This is a genomic window from Pseudomonas sp. 8BK, assembly GCF_902506475.1.
GTDB lineage: Bacteria > Pseudomonadota > Gammaproteobacteria > Pseudomonadales > Pseudomonadaceae > Aquipseudomonas > Aquipseudomonas anguilliseptica.
The window spans coordinates 49,117-67,265 of sequence record NZ_LR733252.1; the positions used below are offsets into that span (position 1 = coordinate 49,117).

Here is an 18,149-nt window from a genome sequence, read left to right on the forward strand (position 1 = left end):
TGCCTGATCAGTTGCTCGACAGGCGGTCGCCGCGCTCGAAGCGCCAGGTGCGGATGATTTCCAGGCGGTCGACATCGGCCAGGTCGCCGGTAAACGGCGCGAACGGCGCGGCCAGGCGCACGATGCGCAGGGCGGCTTGGTCGAGCGTGCGCTGGCCGGAGGATTCCAGTACTTGTACTTCATACAAAGTTCCGTCGCGGTTGATCGACACCAGCAGGCGCAGGCTGCCGTAGATGCCCTGGCGGCGCGCTTCATCCGGGTAGTTGAGGTTGCCGACCCGCTCGACCTTTTTGCGCCACTCATCTTTATACCAGGCACCTTTGTCGCGCATGGTCGAGGCGGCATTCAGGCGATGGATCTTCGGGCGCTTGGCGTATTGCTGAACTTCCTGGGCCAGTTCGGCTTCCAGGCTGGCGATTTCCGACGACAACTGAGCACTGTCGAACACCGGTGCTGGTCGGGCTTGCGGCGTTGGCTTGGCTTCTTCGCGCTTTACCGGGGTTTTCTGCTGCTGTGGGGCTCGGGTGGCGACGGCAGCTTTCGGTGCTTGCTGGCGTACTGCTGGCTGTTGCGGCGATGCCGGCGGGGTGATGCGCTTGACTTCGCTGTCCTGAAACAGTGCCTGCTCGGTGGTTTTCGGTGCGGCCTTATGTTCCAGAGTGCCGCTGCCTTGCTGGTTGTCTTGGGCGAGGAAGTCGGCCTCTTTGGGCTTTTCTTCGCTCTTGAAGGTGGACAGGGTGATTTCCAGGGTTTTGCTGATCTGGCTCGGCTCGGCCAGGGTAAAGCCCAGGCCGAGGATCAGTGCGGCATGCAGCACCGCAGCGAGGAATAGGGTAAAGCCCAGGCGGTCAGCCGGCTGTACGCCGGCGCTGGAAAGTTCAGGGAGTTGGGCTGCTGCGTTCATCGCATATCGGGTCTGCTCAGGTTGCCGCGCAGTCTGCCGAGGGCGCATGGAAAAGTCTATGAAGCACTGCGCGCATTGAGCTTCTCGGCAATCTTGTTCATCAGCTGCTCGCCGATACGTGTATCGAAAGCAGCGTCGATCTCGCGGATGCAGGTCGGGCTGGTCACGTTGATCTCGGTCAGATGCTCACCGATCACGTCCAGGCCGACAAACAGCAGGCCTTTCTCACGCAGAGTTGGGCCGACTGCGGCGGCGATTTCACGGTCGCGCTCGCTCAGCGGTCTGGCTTCGCCGCGGCCGCCGGCAGCGAGGTTGCCGCGGGTTTCGCCTGCCGCTGGAATGCGTGCTAGGCAATAAGGCACCGGCTCGCCGTCGATCATCAGGATGCGCTTGTCACCATCCTTGATTGCAGGCAGGTAACCTTGGGCCATGATCTGCTGCTGACCATGATTGGTCAGAGTCTCGAGAATCACGGAAAGGTTTGGATCGCCTTCGCGGTGACGAAATATCATCGATCCGCCCATTCCATCGAGGGGTTTGAGAATGATGTCACGCTGCTCTTTGGCAAACTCGCGCAGAATGTCGGCCCTACGGCTGACCACGGTCGGCGGAGTGTATTGGCTGAACTGGGTGGCAAAGTACTTTTCATTGCAGTCGCGCAGACTTTGCGGGCGGTTGACCACCAGAACGCCTGCTTGCTCGGCTTGCTCCAGCAGGTAGGTGGAGTAGACAAACTCGTTATCGAAGGGCGGATCCTTGCGCATCAGGATCACGTCCAGCTCGCTTAATGCGATATCGTGCTCGTTACCCAGTTCGAACCAGCGCTGAGGGTCGTTGTATACGCTAAGCTCTGAAAGTCGAGCGCGTGCTTCGCCCTTGGCTTGGTAAAGATCTTTTTGTTCCATATAGAAGAGGGTCCAGCCGCGCGCTTGGGCGGCCAGCAACATGGCCAGCGAGCTGTCCTTCTTGAAGGCGATCTGGGCGATGGGGTCCATGACAATGCCGAGGCGGACGCTCATGGCGGTGTTCTCCGTAAAATGGCAGCTATTAAAGTGTGCTAAGACGTGATGTGGCGTCAGGGTGGCGCTGACAAGTCGGGTGGTCAAGGAAAAAACTTGGCCCCGCGCGGCTTATAGATTGCATCTGGAGAGTGTGCTAAAAAGGCCCGACGATTGGGTTGTAGCCCGTCGGTGACAGGGCCTCAGGCGCACTGATATAACGCAAAAATAACGACTCACCGAGGCGATGGTAGGGCAAACATGGAACAGCATTCCGAGGGTTTGAGGGTGATGGTGATCGACGATTCGAAAACGATTCGTCGTACCGCGGAAACCCTGCTGAAAAAGGTGGGCTGCGAGGTAATTACTGCAGTTGACGGCTTCGATGCTTTGGCAAAGATCGCCGATACCCATCCGAACATCATCTTTGTCGACATTATGATGCCGCGGCTCGATGGCTATCAGACCTGTGCCCTGATCAAGAACAACAGCGCTTTCAAATCCACTCCGGTGATCATGCTGTCTTCCAAAGACGGCCTGTTCGACAAAGCCAAGGGGCGAATTGTCGGTTCCGATCAATACCTGACCAAGCCCTTCAGTAAAGAAGAGCTGCTCGGTGCGATCAAAGCCCATGTGCCTGACTTTGTACCTGTGGAACAAGCGTCCTGACGCCTGGCTGAACAGCTGAGCGCCTTTTTAAAGTATTGGGAAACACCATGGCTCGAATTCTGATTGTTGATGACTCGCCGACTGAAATGTACAAACTGACCGCCATGCTGGAAAAGCACGGCCATCAGGTACTCAAGGCGGAAAATGGTGCCGACGGCGTTGCTCTGGCTCGCCAGGAAAAGCCCGACGCCGTGCTGATGGATATCGTTATGCCAGGCCTCAATGGCTTCCAGGCGACCCGCCAGCTGACCAAGGATGCGGACACCAGCCACATCCCGGTGATTATCGTCACCACCAAGGATCAGGAAACCGATAAGGTCTGGGGTAAGCGCCAGGGTGCGAAGGATTACCTGACCAAACCGGTTGATGAAGAAACCCTGGTTAAAACCTTGAATGCGGTATTGGCCGGTTAAGACCAGGTCAGTCCGCAATTTAAAAAGAATAAGGCCGCAGCTGGCATGTCGGACGCGCAAACACCTTTTCAAACACTTCAGGATATCGACAGGCTCTGTCGTTCACTGGCTGCTGGCTTGCCTTCGCAGCAAGCGGTGGTGCAGACCTGGAGTGGTATCGGTTTTCGCATGGGTGAGCGTTTTTTCGTCGCGCCCATGGGCGAGGTTGGCGAGGTGTTGCATGAGCCGCGCCATACCCTGCTGCCTGGCGTGAAAAACTGGGTCAAGGGCGTGGCCAACGTACGTGGTCGCCTGTTGCCGGTGATGGACCTGTGCGGTTTTTTCGGCAGTGAACTGTCGCCACTGCGCAAGAAACGCCGAGTGCTGGTGGTCGATCACCAGGAAGTCTTTGCCGGCCTGACGGTCGATGAAGTGTTCGGCATGCAGCATTTTCCTGTGGACACCTTCTCTGAGCAGCTGCCGCCGCTCGAGGCGTCCATAGCACCTTTTATCCACGGAGTATTTCAACGTGAACAGCCCTGGTTGGTGTTCAGCCCACACGCGCTGGCCCAGAATCCGGGTTTTCTCGACGTGGCGTATTAACAGTTTATCGGTGGGGTCGGCTTTGCCGGCCTTTTGGCGTTACATGGGAACCGTAGTGCGGTCGGTCCAGGCGGGGGCCAGTAAATGAAAAAACTAAATGCAGGTAATTTGTTAGCAGGTGCGCGCAGTAGCACATTGATCGCGGGGCTGTTTATTGTCCTGATCGTTTCGATCGTGTTGTTGTTCGCCAACTTCGCCTACATCAACACCCAATCCAACTACGACACGGAGTACATCGGTCACGCCGGTGAGCTGCGCGTACTGTCCCAGCGTATCGCGAAAAACTCCACGGAAGCGGCGGCCGGTACGGCCGAAGCGTTCGCCTTGCTGCGTGATGCGCGTAACGACTTCCAGACCCGCTGGGGTTATTTGACCGACGGTAACGAGGAAAGCGGGCTGCCCGCAGCGCCGGAATCCCTGCAGCCACAGATTGCTGTAGTACAGCAGGACTGGGATACGCTGCGGCAGAACACCGACGCCATTCTGGCCAACGAACAGACCGTACTGTCGTTGCACCAGGTAGCTGCCACCCTGGCGGAAACCATTCCGCAGCTGCAGGTCGAGTACGAAGAAGTGGTCGACATCCTGCTGGAAAGCGGTGCGCCGGCGGCTCAGGTCTCGGTTGCTCAGCGTCAATCCTTGCTGGCAGAACGTATTCTGGGTTCGGTAAACAAGGTACTTGCCGGTGACCAAGACTCGGTACAGGCCGCTGACATGTTCGGTCGTGATGCCAGCCTCTTCGGTCGCGTATTGAGTGCGATGCTTGAAGGCAACGCCGCCATGGAGATCACCCAGGTAAGCGACGAGGAAGCCCTCGAGCGTCTGGCGGAAATTTCCGAACTGTTCGAATTCGTATCCGGTTCGGTGGACGAGATTCTCGAAACCTCGCCTGAATTGTTCCAGGTGCGTGAATCGGCCAACGTGATCTTCAGTGTTTCGCAGACCCTGTTGGACAAGGCTTCTAACCTGGCTGTCGGTTTTGATGACCTGGCCACAGGCCGTGCGATCAACACCCTGATTGGTTACGTGCTTGGCGCTCTGGCGCTTGGTTCGATCATCCTGATCGGCCTGGTGATGGTGCGGGAAACCAACCGTCGTCTGGCGTCTACCGCTGAGAAGAACGAACGTAACCAGGCGGCGATTCTGCGACTGCTCGACGAAATCGCCGACCTTGCAGACGGTGACTTGACCGTGGCCGCGACGGTAACCGAAGACTTTACCGGTGCCATCGCTGACTCTATCAACTACTCCATCGACCAGCTGCGTGACCTGGTAGCAACGATTAACCTGACCGCCGTTCAGGTAGCCGGTGCAGCCCAGGAAACCCAGGCTACGGCGATGCACCTGGCCGAAGCTTCCGAGCACCAGGCCCAGGAAATTGCCGGTGCTTCTGCAGCGATCAACGAAATGGCTGTGTCGATTGACCAGGTATCGGCGAACGCCTCGGAGTCCTCCGCGGTAGCGGAACGTTCCGTAGCCATCGCCAACAAGGGCAACGAAGTGGTGCACAACACCATCACCGGCATGGATAACATCCGTGAGCAGATCCAGGACACCTCCAAGCGTATTAAGCGCCTCGGTGAATCGTCCCAGGAGATCGGTGACATCGTTAGCCTGATTAACGACATTGCTGACCAGACCAACATCCTCGCACTGAACGCCGCGATCCAGGCCTCCATGGCCGGTGACGCGGGTCGAGGCTTCGCCGTGGTAGCGGACGAAGTACAACGCCTCGCAGAACGTTCCTCTGCTGCAACCAAGCAGATCGAAGCGCTGGTTAAGACGATTCAGACCGACACTAACGAAGCCGTTATCTCGATGGAGCAAACGACTTCCGAAGTGGTGCGCGGTGCTCGTCTGGCGCAGGACGCCGGGGTCGCGCTGGAAGAGATCGAGAAGGTATCCAAGACCCTCGCGGCCTTGATTCAGAACATCTCCAACGCTGCTCGCCAGCAGGCATCGTCGGCGGGCCACATTTCTAACACGATGAACGTGATCCAGGAGATCACCTCGCAGACGTCCTCCGGTACCACTGCCACCGCCAAGAGCATTGGTAACCTGGCCAAGATGGCCAGTGAGATGCGTAAGTCGGTATCCGGCTTTACCTTGCCGGGTGGGGAACAGGCTTAATCAGGTGCTGCGCGGCAGGCTGAAAAGCCTGTCGCACAAGGACTATGGCCGTGAGCGAGGGGCACGACATGCAGTCAGGCGTCTGGGCCTTGCAGCCTCTGGCGGATATGACAGCCACGGAGTTTCGTGACTGGCAGATGCTGCTTGAGGAGCGTACTGGGGTTGTTCTCAATGAACGGCGCCGGGCGTTTCTGCAAACCAATCTGAGTGCGCGGATGCGCGAGCTGGGCGTGATGGATTACGCCACGTACTACCGGCAGGTAACCGACGGCCCCCGCGGTGCGGTGGAGTGGTCGACCCTGCTGGATCGGCTGACTGTGCAGGAAACCCGTTTCTTTCGTCATCGCCCTTCCTTTGAGGTGCTCGAAAGCTATTTGCGCGAACGTTTGCAGCAGGGCGTGACGCAGCCATGGGAGCTGTGGAGCGTGGGCTGTGCCAGCGGCGAAGAGCCTTATTCGCTGGCCATCAGCGCGTCCGAGGTCCTGCGTGAAAGTGAACACCCGGATCATTTCGGGGTAACAGGCACCGATATCAGCCTGAATGCCTTGAGCAAGGCGCGTGATGGCCAGTACGGGGCGCGCCGTCTGGAGCAGTTGGATGACGATCTGTGCCAGCGTTACTTCCTGGCTCAGGGCGATGGACGTTTCAAAGTGGTGCCGCAGCTGGCCGCGCGTGTGTGTTGCGCCCGGCTCAATGTGCTGGAGCTGGCTAAGGCACCGATGTCCGGTATGGACGTTATTTTTTGTCAGAACTTGTTGATCTATTTTCGTCGCTGGCGTCGCCGCGAGATCCTCAACCGCCTGGCTGAGCGCCTGGTGCCTGGAGGACTACTGGTGGTGGGAGTGGGCGAAGTGGCAGGTTGGCAGCATCCGGAGTTGACCCCGGTAGCCGACGAGCGAGTTCTGGCGTTTACCCGCAAGGGATAACAGGCTGTTGAAAAACGTAAGCGAGGCAGCCAGTGCAAGGCAGCAGCAGGCGAGAACGCGGAGTTTACGAGCTGTAAATGAGCAGTTCGACTGGGCTCGCATTCGAGCCTGCTTTTAAGGCAGCAATGGCAACGCAGGTAGTTTTTCAGCAGCTTGATAAGGCAGAAGAGCCAAGTATATGAGTGGAGTGGCTATGGGTGATCGGCACGATTATGTCGCCCTGGAATGGGTTAAGGGCGAGATCGCGGAAACCCTGAAGCAGGCGCGTCAGGCGCTGGAGGCGTTCGTCGAGAACCCCCAGGACGCTACGCGTATGCGTTTCTGCCAGACCTATGTGCATCAGGTGCTCGGCACCTTGCAGATGGTCGAGTTTTTCGGCGCGGCCCTGCTGGCTGAGGAAATGGAGCAGCTGGCCGGTGCCCTGATTGACGGCCGCGTGACCAACCAGGGCGAAGCCCTGGAAGTGCTGATGCAGTCGATTCTGCAGCTGCCGGTGTACCTTGACCGTATCCAGACTGCCCGCCGCGACCTGCCGATGGTCGTGCTGCCTCTGCTCAACGACCTGCGCGCTGCGCGTGGGGAGAAACTGCTGTCGGAAACCAGCCTGTTTGCCCCGGATATGTCCGGCCGTACGCCAGCGCTGCCCCATGAAACCATTGACCAGCTGCGCACCGCCGAACTGCCGGTGTTGCTGCGCAAGCTGCGGCAAATGCTGCAAATGGCTCTGGTCGGGGTCATTCGCAACCAGGACTTGCCGACCAACCTGGGCTATATGGCACGGGTTTTCGCGCGCCTGGAAAACCTCTGCAAGGACTCACCGCTCGGCCCGCTGTGGCAGATCGCCTCGGGCGTGGTCGAAGGACTGGCCAATGGCAGCGTGGCTAATGGCACCTCGATTCGTACTCTGTTGCGTCAGGTCGATAAAGAACTCAAGCGCCTGCTGGAACAGGGCGCTGATGGCCTTAACCAGGCCGCTCCCGACGAGCTGAGCAAGAACCTGCTGTTTTATGTGGCCAAGTCGTCGGCGCAGTCGCCGCGCGTGCGCAATCTCAAAGAGCAATATCGTCTCGACGATGCGCTGCCGGACAACGATGTTGTCGACGAAGAGCGGGCCCGCCTGGCTGGCCCGGACCGTGACGCCATGCGTTCGGTGGTCGCCGCACTCTGTGAAGAGCTGGTGCGGGTTAAGGACAGCCTCGATCTGTTCGTGCGCAGTGACCGTACTCAGGTCGCCGATCTGGATGCACTTGCCGCACCGCTCAAGCAGATTGCCGACACCCTCGCGGTGTTGGGTTTCGGCCAGCCGCGCAAAGTCATTGTCGACCAGCTCGATGTAGTTAATGGTCTGGCCAAGGGCCAGGGCGAGCCGAGCGATGCGGTGCTGATGGATGTTGCCGGTGCTTTGCTCTACGTCGAAGCCACCCTAGCCGGCATGGTCGGCCCTGCACAGGACGGCGGACGTGAAGAAAGCCATCTGCCGACCACCGACGTGGCACAGATTCACCAGCTGGTGATCAAGGAAGCGCGTAACGGTCTGGAACAGGCCAAAGACGCGATCATCGAATTTATCGCCTCGCAGTGGAACCACGAGCACCTGGCCCGTGTTCCCGATTTGCTGACTCAAGTGCGTGGCGGTCTGGCAATGATTCCGCTACAGCGTGCCGCTGACCTGCTGAATGCCTGCAATCGTTATATTCAGGAGCAGCTGCTGGCGCGCAAGGCCGTGCCCAACTGGCAGAACCTCGACACCCTGGCGGACGCCATCACCAGTGTCGAGTACTACCTCGAGCGTTTGGCCGAAGACCATGCGACCCAAGGCGACCTGATTCTCGATGTGGCAGAGGAAAGCCTGGAAAGCCTGGGTTATCCGTTGAAAGAAAAGCCTTCGATTCTCGATCGTGTCGAGCCGCCAGTAGAGTCCATCGCGCCACTGGCTGATCCACTGGACGATATGGAAGTGCTCAGTGCCGAGGCGGAGCCAACGGCCGAGGTCGAGCCGAGCCTTGAGTCGGTTGTCGAAGAGCCATTGTCCCTGGATCTGGCTGATGATTTCAGTGCCGAGTTTGCTGATCTGGACTCGACAACGATTGAAGCGCCATCCGGTGAGGCTGAGAGGGCTAACGAAACGCCGCCGGCTGATCTTGAACTGATTGATTTCAGTATCGATCTGCCTGATGCCGAGCCTCTGCCGCTCGCTGACACTCAGCAGGAACAGCCGTTCATAGGTGAAGAGCTGCAACTCGGCAGCTTTGAGCTTGATGAAAGTGACAGCCCGGCCAAGTGGAATGAAGCCGAACTGGCTGCCCTTGAGTTACCAGAGGTCGAGCTGCCCAGTGCTCCGCTGAGCGAAGAGCCCGAGCAGGCTGTTGCCGAGAAAGCGTTGTCGATGGCGGATGTGATGGCCGCTCCGGTGCAGGCGATTAACCCGCCTGCCCACGATGTACCGCCAAGCCTGCTGCCGCCCCCGGCTGATGAAGAACCGATCGATGAAGAGCTGCTGGAAGTCTTTATCGAAGAAGTGGGTGAGGTACTGGAAACCATTGGCGAGTACTTCCCGCAGTGGTGCGCCGACCTTGACAACAAGGACGCGCTGACCGAAATCCGCCGGGCCTTCCACACCCTCAAGGGCAGTGGGCGCATGGTCCGTGCTCTGGTGATTGGCGAGCTGGGCTGGTCGATTGAGAACCTGCTCAACCGCGTGCTCGACCGCAGTATTCAACCTGGTGCTGAGGTTCAGCAGGTGATCGCCGATGTGGTCGCGCTGATGCCGGCCCTGGTCGATGAATTTGCCAATAAAGCGCAACGTCAGCGTGACGATGTTGATCATCTGGCCGCGACGGCGCACGCATTGGCTAAAGGCCGAAGCCTCCCAAAACCTCAAGCCCCGGTTGAGCTGGTAGCGGAGCCCGAGGGCAGTCCAGTTGCTACCGGCGAAGTTGTTGAGGATGAAAACGGGCTAGATCCGCAGTTGCTGGAGATTTTCCGCAACGAAGCGGAAATGCACCTCGACACTCTGGTTGGCTTCCTGGCTGACTGTGCCCAGGAATTGCCGCAGCCGGTTACTGATGATCTGCAGCGTGCCCTGCACACCCTCAAGGGCAGTGCCTCGATGGCCGGTATTCAGCCGGTGGCCGAGATTGCTTCGCCGCTGGAAAAACTGGTCAAGGAATTCAAGACCAACCTGATCCCGATGGATCTGGCAGAAGCCGAACTGCTCAGCAGTGCCGAAAAACTCTTCCGTCTGGGTCTTGAGCAGCTGGAAAGCCAGCCGCTGGCCGTTTTACCGGGTGCTGTCGAGTTCCTTGAGCGCGTGCAGAAGCTGCACAGTGACCGCCTTGAGCATGCCGAAAACAGCCGCCAAAGTGATCAGGGTGATAAGCGCGATCCGCAGATGATCAGCATCTTCCTCGCCGAAGGCATGGATATCCTGCTGGATGCCGAGGATCTGCTGCGCAAATGGCGCGAGCACCCGGCCGAGCGTCAGGAACTGAGTTCCCTGCTGGACGAGCTGACCACCTTGGGCCGTGGCGCTGAGATGGCCGAATTGCCGCAGATTGATGAACTCTGCGAGGCCCTGCTCGACCTCTATGGTGCGGTTGAAGAAGGCCGCCTGGCGGTCAGCGAGCGCTTCTTCAGCGAAGCCGAACAGGCCCATGAAACCCTGATCGGCATGATGGATCAGGTTGCTGCCGGGCTGCAGGTGAGTGCCGCTCCTGAGCGCGTGACCGCCCTGCGCAACTTGCTGATGGAGGCGCTGGATCCAGATACCCTGGCGTTACTGTCGAACAACGGTGACAGCGGTATCGAGATTGTTGAGCTGGCTGATGCCACTGCTGCACTGGAAGAGCTCAGCCCGGTTGAGCCAGATGAGCTGATTGAACCGCTTGAGCTCGACGCCCCCGACGTTGAAGAACTGCCTGCGCCTGCTGAGGCCGAGAGTGAAGCGCTGGCCGAGCCGTCGGCAGCTTCGCTTTACGACGCGCTTGACGAAGAAATGGTGTCGATCTTCCTCGAAGAAGCGGTCGATATCCTGGAGAGCGCCGGCCAGGCGCTGGAGCGCTGGTTGGCCGACACGGACAACAAAGCGGCGCTGTCCTCGCTGCAACGTGACCTGCATACCCTCAAGGGGGGCGCACGCATGGCCGAGATTCGCCCGATTGGCGATCTCGCTCATGAGCTCGAATCCCTGTACGAAGGCCTGGTCGATCGCCGCTACAGCTTCTCGCAGCCACTGGCGAATCTGCTGCAGCAGAGCCATGACTCTCTGGCGCAACTGCTGGAGCAGCTGCAGGTGCGCGCCGCCATGCATTCGCCGCAGGAACTGATCGAAGCTATTCGCAGCTTCCGCCAGAGTGGCGGGCAAAGCTTGCCTGTGAGCCCGGCTATCTCCGAGCCTGTTGCCGAAGCCGAAGCCGAAGCCGAAGCCGAAGCCGAAGCCGAAGCCGAAGCCGAAGCCGAAGCCGAAGCCGAAGCCGTGCCGATGATCGAGTCGTTTGATCTGGCAGAGCCTGAGCCTGCTGAGCTGCCAGAGATTGAAGAAGAGACCGACTTTGGCATCCTGGCCGATGCACCGCAGGAGCCAATGGATAGCGAGCCGGTGGTAACCGAAGCGTCGGAAATCGACGAGTTCGAGTTACCCGCTGTAGAACTCGATGAGCTGCCATTGGTCGACTTTGCTGTTGAAAATGAAGTCGAGTCTGCTGAGCTCCCTGACACTGAGCCAGAGCCAGAGCCAGAGCCAGAGCCAGAGCCAGAGCCAGAGCCAGAGCCAGAGCCAGAGCCAGAGCCAGAGCCAGAGCCAGAGCCAGAATCGGTTGCGGTCGCTGCTGCGCCTGCCGTATTTGATGACGAGCGTGATCCAGAGTTGGTGGAAATCTTCCTTGAGGAAGGTTTCGACATCATCGACAGCGCCGGTGCTGCGTTGCAACGCTGGATGGGCGACGTCAACAACAGCCTGGAGCTGGAGTCGCTGCAGCGTGATTTGCACACCCTCAAGGGTGGTGCACGTATGGCCGAGATCCGCGAGATCGGTGATCTGGCCCACGAGCTGGAGTTCCTCTATGAAGGCCTTGGCCAAGGGCGTTTGCGCGCCAGCCAGGACCTGTTCACTCTACTTCAGGCGTGTCACGACAGCCTGGCCGAGATGCTCGAAGCGGTACGTGGCAAGCGCGGCGTGCCGAGTGGCGAGACGCTGATCGAAACCATCAAGCGCTTCCGTGCCAACCCGGATGAGCAACTGAGCATGCCGTCTGCGGTTGCTCTCAAGGCCGCCGAAACCCAGCAGGATGATGATGCCGAGTCGGACATCCTCGACATCTTCCTCGAGGAAGGTGATGACCTGCTGGAAGCCATGGAAGTCGCCATCGGTCGTTGGGAGGCTGACCGTGAGGACGGTGCCGCCATCGACGATATGCTGCGCATCCTGCATACCCTCAAAGGTGGTGCGCGTCTGGCTGGGCAGAAGCGCCTGGGCGATTTGACCCACAGCCTCGAGCAGCACCTGACCGAAGCGCAAGCCCAGGGCGCGCCTTGGCCGCAGAGCCTGTTTGTCGACGTACAGTCAGGCTTCGAAGGCTTGCAGCAGGAGCTCGACGCGCTGCGTCAGCGTCTGAATGACAGCCTGGTGGCCGATACGGCAAGCCAGCAAGCGCCTGCACCAGTGGCCGAGCCAGCCCCGCGCCTGCCGGAGCTGAGCACCCCGATTGTTGCAGCCAGTGCCATGCCAGCACAGGAGCTGGTGGCCAAAGTGCTGCCGTTCGTGCGCCGCGCTGAAGAAGCTGCGCAGGAAGCGGCCTCGCGGCGGGCGCCGCAAGAGTTGGTCAAGGTGCCAGCCGAATTGCTCGAAGGCCTGGTCAACCTGGCCGGTGAAACCTCGATTTTCCGTGGTCGGGTCGAGCAGCAGGTGAGTGACTTCGGTTTCACCCTCAGCGAGATGGAAGCCACCATCGACCGCGTGCGCGACCAGTTGCGCCGTCTCGATACCGAAACCCAGGCGCAGATTCTTAGCCGTATTGAGGCTGAGGCCGAGCGTATGGGCTACGAGGATTTCGACCCGCTGGAAATGGACCGTCACTCGCAGTTGCAGCAGCTTTCGCGTGCATTGTTCGAGTCCGCTTCCGACTTGCTCGACTTGAAAGAAACCCTGGCCGCGCGTAACCGCGATGCGGAAACCCTGCTGCTGCAACAAGCGCGGGTCAACTCCGAACTGCAGGAAGGCCTGATGCGCACGCGCATGGTGCCCTTCGATCGTCTGGTGCCGCGTCTGCGCCGTATCGTGCGGCAGATTTCCGGTGAGTTGGGCAAACAAGTCGAGTTTGTCGTCGGCAACGCCGAAGGGGAGATGGACCGTACCGTACTCGAACGCATCGTCGCGCCGCTGGAACACATGCTGCGTAACGCGGTCGACCACGGCATCGAAGCTGCCGACGTGCGTCGTGCTGCCGGCAAGCCGGAGCAGGGCACCATTCGCCTGGCGCTGGGTCGTGAGGGCGGCGATATCGTCCTGACCCTGGCCGATGACGGTGGTGGTATTCGCCTAGAGGCGGTGCGACGCAAGGCCATCGAGCGCGGCTTGATGGACGCCGACTCGGATCTGACCGACTACGAAGTGCTGCAGTTTATCCTTGAGGCCGGTTTCTCTACCGCCGAGAAAGTGACGCAGATATCCGGCCGTGGCGTGGGCATGGACGTGGTCCACTCCGAGGTCAAGCAGCTCGGCGGTTCGATGAGCATCGAGTCGATCCCGGGCACCGGCACCACCTTCACCATTCGCCTGCCGTTTACCGTGTCGGTCAACCGCGCGCTGATGGTGCTGTCGGGTGAAGACCTCTACGCCATTCCGCTGAACACCATCGAAGGTATCGTGCGGGTGTCGCCGTACGAGCTGGAAGCCTATTACGCTCCCGATGCGCCGCGCTTCGAGTACGCCGGGCAGAGCTATGAACTGCGTTACCTGGGCGACCTGCTGAACAATGGTCAGCAGCCCAAGCTGGTGGGCCAGAGCCTGCCGCTGCCGGTGATTCTGGTGCGTTCCAAGGAGCATGCCGTAGCTGTGCAGGTCGACTCCCTGGCTGGCTCGCGGGAAATCGTGGTGAAGAGCCTTGGCCCGCAGTTCGCCGGCGTTCATGGAATTTCCGGTGCGACCATTCTCGGTGACGGTCGTGTGGTGGTGATTCTTGACTTGCTGGCGACCATCCGCGTGCTGCATGCGCATTTGCTTACCCAACTGACACCGCGTCTGCTCAAGCAGTCGGCAACGGCGGCGGAGATCGAAGCGGATCGGCCGACTCTGGTCATGGTGGTCGACGACTCGGTCACCGTGCGCAAGGTCACCAGTCGTCTGCTCGAGCGGAACGGCATGAACGTGCTGACCGCCAAGGACGGTGTCGATGCCATCTCGCAGCTGCAGGAGCGCAAACCCGACATCATGCTGTTGGACATCGAAATGCCACGCATGGACGGCTTCGAAGTGGCAACCCTGGTACGCCACGACGAAGGCCTGAAAGACCTGCCGATCATCATGATTACCTCGCGTACCGGTGAAAAACACCGTGAGCGGGCCATGAGCATTGGCGTCAACGAGTACCTTGGTAAGCCTTACCAAGAGTCCTTGTTGCTTGAAACCATTCAGCAACTGGTGGGCCGCCACCCGGTAAACCGCAATGAGTGAGAAAACAGCAGCCCGCATCGCGGTGATTGCCGATACCTCGCTGCAGCGCCATGTGCTGCAGCAGGCGTTGACCGGCAGTGGCTATCAGGTGGTGATGAACAGTGACCCGGCGCGCCTTGATCAGGAAACTCTGAACGCCTGCGAAACTGACCTGTGGCTGGTTGACTTGGCACAGTCGGAAGACTTGCCGCTGGTCGACAGCCTGATGGAAAGCGCCTCGGCTCCTGTGCTGTTTGGCGAAGGCCACGCACCTGAGCGTCACTCGGAAAACTACCCGCGCTGGGAGCGGCGTCTGTTTGGCAAACTGAAGAAGCTTGTCGGCGATCCCTCTCAGGCCGTCGGCCCGAGCCTGGAAGCCTTGCTGGCTGAAGCGCAGCGGCCGTCGCGCCTGGATCTGCCGGCCGCGCTGGCAGATACCCCGCTGGTAGCCGGCGAGCCGGCGCGTCAGGTGTGGTTGCTGGCGGCCTCCCTGGGTGGTCCAGCTGCTGTAAAAGCCTTTCTCGATGCCTTGCCGGGCGGTCTGCCGGTGGGCTTTGTCTATGCCCAGCATATCGATGCAAGTTTCGAGAGCGCGCTGCCGCAAGCGGTGGGACGCCACAGCCAGTGGCATGTGAATCCGGCGCGGCATGGCGACCCGGTGCGTTGCGGTGAAGTCGTCGTAGTGCCGATCAGTCATGAACTGGGTTTCAGTGATGATGGCCAGATGCAGATTTCCGAGCGCGGCTGGCCTGAACCCTATAGTCCTTCGATCGATCAGATGATGCTTAATCTGGCCCAGCATTTTGGTGCGCTGAGCGGTGTAATCGCCTTCAGTGGCATGGGCAGCGACGGCAGTGCCGCAGCCGCCTATGTACGTCGCCAGGGCAGCGTGATCTGGACACAGCGCGCGGACAGCTGCGCCAGCCCGAGTATGCCGGACAGCCTGCGTGAAGGCGGCTACAGCAGCTTCAGTGGTGATCCACGCGAGCTGGCCGAAGCGCTGGTCAATCACCTGGCCGAGCAGTGCCGATAATCCGGGGCTGTGCCCTGTACAGGAAATTTACATGAGCCAAGCCGTCGCCACGCAGAACAGCGCCAACAGCCTTACCGGACTGTTGATGCCGCTGACTGACCGTACTCTGTTGCTGCCCAACGTGGCGGTGGCCGAGCTGATCCCTTATCGCGCGCCACAGGTCAGTGAAGGCATGCCCAGCTGGTTCCTCGGGCAGATTGCCTGGCGTGATCTACGCCTGCCGCTGCTGTCGTTCGAAGCGGCATCGGATGGCCAGGTCAGCGTCAGCCCAGGCTCACGAGTGGCGGTGATCAACGCCCTCGGCGGCCGCCCAGCGGTTAAGTTTATTGCCGTGCTGGTACAGGGCATTCCGCGCTCGATCAAGGTCGGTGCCGAGCTGGAACGCGCCGATGTTGCCCTGTCGCCGTTGGAGCTGGATGCGGTGCAATTTGGCGAGGCGGTGCTGAGGATTCCGGACCTGGTTGGTCTGGAGCAGAAGCTGGCGGATGCCGGATTGATCTGACCGATAACAAACTAAAAAGCCCGCGTTAGCGGGCTTTTTTATGGCGCTGAAGTGGGCCTAGAAATCGCCCCACAACTGCTGCGCCACGCTTAGCGCCACTACCGGCGCGGTCTCCGTGCGCAGTACCCGGGGGCCGAGGCGCGCGGCGTGAAAGCCCTGGGCTTTCGCCTGGCTTACTTCGTTGTCACTCAGGCCGCCTTCCGGGCCAATCAGAAAGGCCAGTGACTTAGGCTGAGGATGGCTGGCCCAGGGCTCGGCGACCGGGTGCAGCACCAGCTTGAGGTCAGCTGAAACCTGCGTCAGCCAATCTGCAAGGCTGATGGGCGGGTGAATGATCGGCAGCACCGAGCGGCCGCATTGCTCGCAGGCGCTGATTGCCACTTGCCGCCAGTGCGCCATGCGCTTGTCGGCGCGTTCATCCTTGAGGCGCACTTCGCAGCGCTCGCTGACAATAAGGCTGATTTCGTTGGCACCCAGTTCGGTGGCTTTCTGAATCGCCCAATCCATGCGTTCGCCGCGTGACAGACCCTGGCCAAGATGAATATGCAACGGTGATTCGGCCTGGCCGGCAAAGGCTTCACGTAACTCGACACGTACGCTTTTCTTGCCCACTTCGATCAGCTCGCCGCGGTACTCCTGGCCGCTGCCATCGAACAATTGCACCGCATCGCCCACGGCATGCCGCAGCACGCGGCCGATATAGTGGGCCTGGGCTTCCGGCAGCTCGTGCTTGCCGAGGGCGAGGGGGGCATCGATAAAGAAACGGGATAGGCGCATAAGAGGTGAACCTAGAATAAAGGCGCGAATTTTAGCCTTAGGGTGCGCCGTGCGCATGGATATCCGTACGGTGGATGACGCTCTTTTCATCCACCGTAATATCGCAATGGTGGATGGATAAAGCGTCATCCACCCTACGACTGTATTTAGCCCGGATCGCGAAAGCCGGGGTACTTGGCATTGCCTTGCGCCACGCTGACCGAGGAGCGGGTGGCGATGTCGATGCCTTCAGTGGCCACTTTGGCGAGAAAGTCGATCTGCTCAGGGGTGATCACGTACGGTGGCAGGAAATACACCACGCTGCCCAGTGGCCGCAGCAGTGCACCACGTTCCAGAGCGTGCTGGAACACCTTGAGGCCGCGACGTTCCTGCCAGGGGTAGGCGATCTTGCTGGCCTTGTCCTGCACCATTTCGATGGCTAAAGCCATACCGGTTTGTCGCACTTCGGCGACATGCGGATGGTCGGCCAGGTGCGCGGTGGCGCTGGCCATTCGCGCGGCCAGGGCCTTGTTGGCCTCGATCACATCGTCCTGTTCGAAGATATCCAGGGTCGCCAGAGCCGCGGCACAGGCCAGCGGGTTGCCGGTGTAGCTGTGCGAGTGGAGGAAGGCGCGCAGGGTCGAGTAGTCGTCGTAGAACGCCTGGTAAACCGCGTCGGTGGTCAGGCAGGCGGCCAGCGGCAGATAGCCGCCGGTAAGGGCTTTGGACAGGCAGAGGAAATCCGGACGGATACCGGCCTGTTCGCAGGCGAACATCGTCCCGGTGCGGCCGAAGCCGACGGCGATCTCGTCATGGATCAGGTGCACGCCATAGCGATCGCAGGCCTCGCGCAGCAACTTGAGATAGATCGGGTGATACATGCGCATGCCACCTGCGCCCTGGATCAGCGGCTCGACAATCACCGCCGCGACTTCATGGCCATGCTCGGCCAGGGTCTGTTCCATGGCAGCGAACATCATGCGCGAATGCGCTTCCCAACTCATGCCCTCGGGGCGGTGATAGCAATCCGGGCTGGGCACCTTGATGGTATCGAGCAGCAGCGCTTTGTAGGTGTCGGTAAACAGCGCCACATCGCCTACCGACATCGCCGCGATGGTTTCGCCGTGGTAGCTGTTGGAGAGGGTAACGAAGCGCTTCTTCGCCGGTTGGCCGACATTGAGCCAGTAGTGAAAGCTCATTTTCAGTGCAACTTCGATGCAGGATGAGCCGTTGTCGGCGTAGAACACCCGGTTCAGGCCTGCGGGCGTCATCTTGACCAGGCGCTCGGACAGTTCGATCACCGGTTGATGGCTGAAGCCGGCGAGGATCACGTGTTCCAGCTGATCGACCTGATCCTTGATGCGCTGATTGATCCGCGGGTTGGCGTGGCCGAATACATTGACCCACCAGGAGCTGACAGCATCGAGGTAGCGTTTGCCGTCGAAGTCCTCGAGCCACACGCCTTCGCCACGTTTGATCGGCACCAGCGGCAACTGCTCGTGGTCCTTCATTTGCGTGCAGGGGTGCCAAAGCACGTTCAGGTCACGCTGCATCCACTGGTCATTCAGGCTCATCGCTCTACTTCTTC

The 18,149-nt window shown here is 60.1% G+C and carries 12 protein-coding genes; 8 read left to right on the forward strand and 4 right to left on the reverse strand.

What is annotated here, in order from left to right:
* Positions 1-7 precede the first annotated feature (7 nt).
* Together ACIN8IBEIGE_RS00255 and gshB are read right to left on the reverse strand one after the other, a co-directional pair.
* The gene (locus ACIN8IBEIGE_RS00255) at positions 8-904 is read right to left on the reverse strand and encodes an energy transducer TonB (RefSeq protein ID WP_160012891.1); all 897 of its coding nucleotides are present in this window, start codon (positions 902-904) and stop codon (positions 8-10) included.
* A 56-nt stretch (positions 905-960) separates the two neighbouring features.
* Positions 961-1,923: a glutathione synthase gene (gshB, locus tag ACIN8IBEIGE_RS00260; protein ID WP_160012892.1), complete on the reverse strand. Its 963-nt coding sequence runs from the start codon at positions 1,921-1,923 to the stop codon at positions 961-963.
* Positions 1,924-2,163: 240 nt separating this feature from the next.
* Here gshB and pilG point away from each other — a divergent pair, with 240 nt between their 5' ends.
* The 8 genes from pilG (at position 2,164) to ACIN8IBEIGE_RS00300 (ending at position 15,805) form a co-directional block, all read left to right on the forward strand.
* On the forward strand, positions 2,164-2,571 hold the full coding sequence (pilG, locus tag ACIN8IBEIGE_RS00265; protein ID WP_160012893.1) for a twitching motility response regulator PilG: 408 nt from the start codon (positions 2,164-2,166) through the stop codon (positions 2,569-2,571).
* Positions 2,572-2,618: 47 nt separating this feature from the next.
* Positions 2,619-2,984: a twitching motility response regulator PilH gene (pilH, locus tag ACIN8IBEIGE_RS00270; protein ID WP_108485952.1), complete on the forward strand. Its 366-nt coding sequence runs from the start codon at positions 2,619-2,621 to the stop codon at positions 2,982-2,984.
* Between the two features lie 45 nt (positions 2,985-3,029).
* Entirely contained in the window at positions 3,030-3,566 is a 537-nt protein-coding gene (locus tag ACIN8IBEIGE_RS00275) for a chemotaxis protein CheW (RefSeq protein WP_160012894.1), read from the forward strand.
* 84 nt (positions 3,567-3,650) lie between these two features.
* On the forward strand, positions 3,651-5,696 hold the full coding sequence (locus ACIN8IBEIGE_RS00280) for a methyl-accepting chemotaxis protein (RefSeq protein ID WP_160012895.1): 2,046 nt from the start codon (positions 3,651-3,653) through the stop codon (positions 5,694-5,696).
* Positions 5,697-5,764: 68 nt separating this feature from the next.
* A complete protein-coding gene (locus ACIN8IBEIGE_RS00285; RefSeq protein ID WP_160016264.1) occupies positions 5,765-6,622 on the forward strand; it encodes a protein-glutamate O-methyltransferase in 858 nt (285 codons plus the stop codon).
* Between the two features lie 193 nt (positions 6,623-6,815).
* The gene (locus ACIN8IBEIGE_RS00290; protein WP_160016265.1) at positions 6,816-14,291 is read left to right on the forward strand and encodes an Hpt domain-containing protein; all 7,476 of its coding nucleotides are present in this window, start codon (positions 6,816-6,818) and stop codon (positions 14,289-14,291) included.
* The gene (locus tag ACIN8IBEIGE_RS00295) at positions 14,284-15,303 is read left to right on the forward strand and encodes a chemotaxis protein CheB (protein WP_160012896.1); all 1,020 of its coding nucleotides are present in this window, start codon (positions 14,284-14,286) and stop codon (positions 15,301-15,303) included. Before ACIN8IBEIGE_RS00290 ends, ACIN8IBEIGE_RS00295 begins: the two co-directional genes overlap by 8 nt.
* 31 nt (positions 15,304-15,334) lie before the next feature.
* Positions 15,335-15,805, forward strand: coding sequence for a chemotaxis protein CheW (locus ACIN8IBEIGE_RS00300; protein ID WP_160012897.1), 471 nt, complete (start codon positions 15,335-15,337; stop codon positions 15,803-15,805).
* Positions 15,806-15,862: 57 nt separating this feature from the next.
* Here ACIN8IBEIGE_RS00300 and ACIN8IBEIGE_RS00305 read toward each other — a convergent pair whose 3' ends face one another.
* Both ACIN8IBEIGE_RS00305 and ACIN8IBEIGE_RS00310 read right to left on the reverse strand, forming a co-directional pair.
* Positions 15,863-16,582 carry a 16S rRNA (uracil(1498)-N(3))-methyltransferase gene (locus tag ACIN8IBEIGE_RS00305; RefSeq protein WP_160012898.1) on the reverse strand — a complete coding sequence of 240 codons (720 nt, stop codon included), beginning with the start codon at positions 16,580-16,582 and terminating at the stop codon, positions 15,863-15,865.
* 146 nt (positions 16,583-16,728) lie between these two features.
* On the reverse strand, positions 16,729-18,135 hold the full coding sequence (locus ACIN8IBEIGE_RS00310) for an adenosylmethionine--8-amino-7-oxononanoate transaminase (RefSeq protein ID WP_160012899.1): 1,407 nt from the start codon (positions 18,133-18,135) through the stop codon (positions 16,729-16,731).
* Positions 18,136-18,149: the final 14 nt, after the last annotated feature.

Excerpts from the sequence above, each read along its gene's own strand:
- ACIN8IBEIGE_RS00255 (WP_160012891.1), bottom strand. The coding sequence starts at position 904 with ATGAACGCAGCAGCCCAACTCCCTGAACTTTCCAGCGCCGGCGTACAG.
- gshB (WP_160012892.1), bottom strand. The coding sequence starts at position 1,923 with ATGAGCGTCCGCCTCGGCATTGTCATGGACCCCATCGCCCAGATCGCC.
- pilG (WP_160012893.1), top strand. The coding sequence starts at position 2,164 with ATGGAACAGCATTCCGAGGGTTTGAGGGTGATGGTGATCGACGATTCG.
- pilH (WP_108485952.1), top strand. The coding sequence starts at position 2,619 with ATGGCTCGAATTCTGATTGTTGATGACTCGCCGACTGAAATGTACAAA.
- ACIN8IBEIGE_RS00275 (WP_160012894.1), top strand. The coding sequence starts at position 3,030 with ATGTCGGACGCGCAAACACCTTTTCAAACACTTCAGGATATCGACAGG.
- ACIN8IBEIGE_RS00280 (WP_160012895.1), top strand. The coding sequence starts at position 3,651 with ATGAAAAAACTAAATGCAGGTAATTTGTTAGCAGGTGCGCGCAGTAGC.
- ACIN8IBEIGE_RS00285 (WP_160016264.1), top strand. The coding sequence starts at position 5,765 with ATGCAGTCAGGCGTCTGGGCCTTGCAGCCTCTGGCGGATATGACAGCC.
- ACIN8IBEIGE_RS00290 (WP_160016265.1), top strand. The coding sequence starts at position 6,816 with ATGGGTGATCGGCACGATTATGTCGCCCTGGAATGGGTTAAGGGCGAG.
- ACIN8IBEIGE_RS00295 (WP_160012896.1), top strand. The coding sequence starts at position 14,284 with ATGAGTGAGAAAACAGCAGCCCGCATCGCGGTGATTGCCGATACCTCG.
- ACIN8IBEIGE_RS00300 (WP_160012897.1), top strand. The coding sequence starts at position 15,335 with ATGAGCCAAGCCGTCGCCACGCAGAACAGCGCCAACAGCCTTACCGGA.
- ACIN8IBEIGE_RS00305 (WP_160012898.1), bottom strand. The coding sequence starts at position 16,582 with ATGCGCCTATCCCGTTTCTTTATCGATGCCCCCCTCGCCCTCGGCAAG.
- ACIN8IBEIGE_RS00310 (WP_160012899.1), bottom strand. The coding sequence starts at position 18,135 with ATGAGCCTGAATGACCAGTGGATGCAGCGTGACCTGAACGTGCTTTGG.